Below are 4,902 nucleotides of genomic sequence, written 5' to 3' on the forward strand. Positions count from 1 at the left end.
AACAGTTACGGTAGCAGTGGATGAACCAGCAACGAAATTCACTGTCCCTGTTGTACTGGTGAAAGTTGCTGCACCGGTTTGAGTGTAATCTGTGCTAAATGTCGCTGTTCCCCCAACTGTATAGTTAGCGGTTAAGGCGCTGGTAGTAGAACCGGTACGAGTGAAGGTATAGACTAAGTTAGTTGTCCCATCTTCATTGACACTACTGGGAGAAACCGCAAGAGTAATACTAGGGAAATCATCATTGGTAATTGTCCCCGTCACTGCGGTAGTTGTCCCAACTGTATAACCTGTCCCCGAAGCAAGAGTTAAAGCAACAGTTTCATTACTTTCTACTGTTGTATCAGCAGTGGGGTCAACAGTTACAGTCGCAGTGGATGAATTAGCAGCAAAGGTGACTGTATTGGTAGTCCCTGTACGAGTGTAGTCAGTATTTAAAGTCGCTGTCCCTCCGAGGGTGTAATTAACCGTTAAAGCATCAGTTGTTACTCCGGTGCGAGTGAAGGTATAAACGAGATTAGCTGTCCCGTCTTCTGTCACACTACTGGGAGAAACCGCAAGAGTGACACTGATATTATCACCATCATCATTAGTAATTGTTCCTAATCCTTGATTATCTGTAATCAGCGCATTGCTAGGATTAGAAAGGTTAATCAAGAAAGTCTCATCCGGTTCAATTGCAGTATCACCATTGACGGAAATAATAATATCTTGGCTGATTTGTCCCGGTGTAAAGGTGAGAGTCCCTGTTGTGGCTGTATAGTCGCTTCCTGCTGTTGCTGTGTTATCAGCAGTGGCATAATTTACGGTAATTGTTTGGGTACTTGTGGTTGACAATGTAACTTTAAATATCAGGTTGTTTGTTCCTGAATTGTTTTCTACAATTGTCGGATTTGAGATAGTAAAGAATGGTTTATCCCAATCGGCTGCTGTCCAGGTTGTTGTTGCTTGCCAAGTTTGGGGTGTCCATTCATCAATACTTTTCCAAGCATCTCCTGACCATTTAGTTGTAGCTTGCCAAGCGTTATCTCCCCAGTTAGGTATGGCACTCCAAAAGTTATCAATTGTCTGTGATGCTGTAGCTGTTGTTGCTATTTCATAGCTATTTGTGTCGAGAAAAGATGATGCAAGCTTTAGCGTTGAATTGCTTTGATTTGCAGTTGATGGAGATAAACCAAGAATCTTTTTAGACTGTCCAATAATCGCATCCCACGCATCTGAAGTCCAAGATGTAGCGGCGTTGTAAGCGGATGTTACTGCATCGGATATATTTCCAATACTATCAATGGCAATTCCGATTGCTTTTCGATTCAGTTCAACGGTTCCACGAAAAGTTAAAGCTGCACCCAGAATTGGACTTATTAGAGTAACGGCTGCTTGAAGAGCAAAATAATCAGCATCAGGAAAATATGTAAACAAGGAATCACTTAAATCAGTGGTATTTCCGTTGGCAACTTTCTGGGTTAAATCTGTCGGCTTTGACAAATTAGTTCTTGTAATAGTTTGATTTAAGACGGGAACTGAATGTTTTTCAAAAGTAATTGCAGATGTTAGTTTGGAATATTTGTCTAAGTTCCAGAGTCCATTTAGGTATGTTGAACCTGCAATGCTAACCACATCGGCCGAGGTTATGTAATGAGTGACACCTAAGTTATTAGTAGCGTTAAAATTAATGCCGGGTTGTTGGGAAATACCCGGACTATTGAAAGTAACAATCTTTCCGAGTTGTCCTGTATAACTACCCCCTACCCACTGACTTAATGCACCGCCTAAACTATGACCTGTAATATTAGGTTTTAGAGTCAATCCGCTTAGAGGATTGGTTACTTCTGAAAGCCATTGATTGACTGCGGCTTTATTGTTATTAAATTGATTATAGCCAACTCCTTCGGTTTCAGTATCACTTAATAAATCTTTACCAGATGAGAATTCAGTACCCCGAATCGCTAAAACAGGAGGTTTAGCAAGGTCATAAATTGTGCCATCAGTGAAGGTATAGGATTGATTTGCGCTGGTGAGTTGGTTGATTAGATTCTGTCCAGCAGTATAGGCGGCGGTATTGTTACCGCCTGAAGTATTGGCAATATCTTGCAGTAAGTTATTGCTATTGGATGTAAATTCATTGGCATTAAGGGGATTGGCTAAAACCAGAAAGAATTTTTCATCAGAAGTTAAACCAAAAGCATCAAATCCTGTGCTAGAATCTTTGAAAACTTTATTGATACGATAGCCTTCGTAACCCAGGTCACTATAGTCATAGATCTTATCTACTTCTTTGCCTTTGTCCGTATCTGTCCAATTACGATAAGCGGTATCTTTGGCCAAAATTTCAAAGGTTTGGTCGGTAGGAGGCGCACTTCCTAAAACGGTAATTTCTATTTGTTTGCTGGTTTCTCCTGGGAAAAAGGAGAGGGTTTGTTTGACAACATTGTTAAAATCTTTTAATTGGTTAGGGTCTATTGAATTGGCACTTCCATCAAGGGTATAGTAATCAACGGTTATCGGTTTATCATAGGTTGAGGACAGTTTAACCTCGAAAATAACCTTCCCTGCGGGAGCATCAAACCACGCATTACTGACTGATATCGTTGGTTTAGGTGGAGAATCAGGTGTGGGTGGGAGTGCTGTGTAAGTGCCAATATCAAATATATTTGGATATTTTGGATCTTGAATTTCGGTGTTGAATAGAGTAGATTTTCCGTTTTTGTCTATATACCAAACTTGGTTCGCAGTATTTCCACTAATAGTACTATTTGAACTCCATGTACCCGAATTGTAAATACCACCACCTACGTTGGCATTATTGTTAGTAAGAATGTTATTCGTTAATGTTGATGTTCCCCAGTTGTAAATTCCCCCTCCATAATCAGCTGTATTACCAGATATTGTACTGTTGGTCAACAATAATGTTGATAGCATGTTGTTGTAAATTCCCCCTCCATAATCAGCTGTATTACCAGATATTGTACTGTTGGTCAACAATAATGTTGATGTTGATAGCATGTTGTTGTAAATTCCCCCTCCATAACCATTATTAGCCGTATTACCTGTTATTGTACTGTTGGTTAATGTTAAGGTTCCCACGTTGTTGTAAATTCCCCCTCCATAACCATAAACCGTATTATTAGTCGTATTACCTGTTATTGTACTGTCGGTTAATGTTAATGTTCCCAGGTAGTTGTTGAAAATTCCCCCTCCTCCTAAGTCAGCCTTATTACCTGTTATTGTATTGTTGGTTAATGTTAAGGTTCCCACGTTGTTGTAAATTCCCCCTCCATAAAAATTAGCCGTATTATCAGATATTGTATTGTTGGTTAATGTTAATGTTCCCCCGCTGTTGAAAATTCCCCCTCCATAAAAATTAGCCGTATTATCAGATATTGTATTGTTGGTTAATGTTAAGGTTCCCGCGTTGTAAATTCCCCCTCCATAAGTAGCCTTATTACCTGTTATTGTATTGTTGGTTAATGTTAAGGTTCCCCCGTTGTTGAAAATTCCCTTTCCTGCTTTGTTGCTGATATAGAGATTATTTAATATAACTCCAAGTTGACTAGAGTTATTTATAATAGAATTATTATCATTCTGCCCAGAGATAGGACTAGCATTATTAACAATAGAAGCTAGTGCTGTTCCATCAGTTTCAATGGTAATCGTACCGTTCGTCTTCAAACTGCGATCGCCTGTTGTCGTATTATTAACATAACTTAAAGCATAAGTCGTTCCTGATTTCAGCTTAATAATATAGGGAGTATTAGGACTTTTATTAGCAATTGTAACAGCATCCCGCAAAGATAAACCACTCCCAATAGTGGCACTTCCATCATTCTCATCTATAGTAGTATTGACAATTAAAGTAATTGGTGCAGCTTGTTCAACCCCTATAAATTGTCCCCCTAAATTAATAACAGCACGATCATCTTCTGTTTGAATATAAGTTAACTCAGCCTCAGTTAAATTAACCCCTCTCACCAGATGAGAAAATAATTCTCCCTCATCCCCCACCGTATCCACCCTATTAATTTGAGCATCCACATAATGCCCAATTTCTTCTAAAATCACCGCAACCAAAGCATCTAAACTAGCAGAAGCAAAAAAACTTTCAGATAGATATATCTTATTGGTGCTAATCCCATAAGCGCCATTTGCACTACCTAAAACACTGCTATTGACAACCTCAATCTCAGGAAGTTGACTAAAATCTCGGCTTTGCCACTGCTGTCGTAATTCTGTCGCTTTAACCACATCATAACTTGTGCCAAAAGCGGTTTCTAAATTCGCCCAAAAGCCATCAGATTGAGCGAAATCGAACAAAACATCGTCAACAGCAGGAAGGAGGGGCAACAGGGTAGAAGTCATGACGGTAACAGCAGAGGTTTATTGCTAACAGTTTTAGCTCAACAATGGCCAATTTTTCAAGACCCCTGTAACAGAAATTAACATTTATTCCAAGAAAACGGGTTTCTTTGAGAAACCCGTTTTCTAGATATTAGGATAAGATTATTGGATTCTTGCCAAAGACTGCCTAAATTCTGCGAGAGAATTAGCGGTAGCTGCTAATTTTAGTAGCTCTTCTAAGATAGTAGGGTTAGTGATTTTGCCGATTATCTCTTCAATTTCTGAAGAAATCTGTCCAAACCGCACAGTTAAAACTGTTTTTATGGCATCGCGGCTTTTTTGTAACGCGCCAATTTCTTTACCAATTTCTTTACCGCGTTCTATTCCTCGTAACTCCCCAATTTCCTTGCCAATTTCCTTACCGATTTCCTTACCGCGTTCTATTCCTCGTAACTCCATATTACTCATTAAAGGCATGGTTCTTTCCTCCTCAAATTGTTTGATTTTACTCTCTAAACTTGACTGCAATTCAGGGGATAAAGTCATCATATTGTCGATGATTTCAAA

At 39.2% G+C, this 4,902-nt stretch carries 1 protein-coding gene and 1 pseudogene; both read right to left on the minus strand.

Annotated elements, in window-relative coordinates; all coding sequences use genetic code 11:
- Nucleotides 1-4,356 (minus strand): beta strand repeat-containing protein (locus PX482_RS07510; RefSeq protein WP_288122265.1); only part of this gene is annotated, 4,356 nt, incomplete at its 3' end.
- A 141-nt stretch (nucleotides 4,357-4,497) separates the two neighbouring features.
- Nucleotides 4,498-4,902 (minus strand): annotated as a pseudogene (locus PX482_RS07515) (hypothetical protein); the annotation flags it as partial.

It is taken from the genome of Microcystis sp. M53602_WE12, from assembly GCF_030065455.1.
Classification (GTDB): Bacteria; Cyanobacteriota; Cyanobacteriia; order Cyanobacteriales; family Microcystaceae; genus Microcystis; species Microcystis aeruginosa.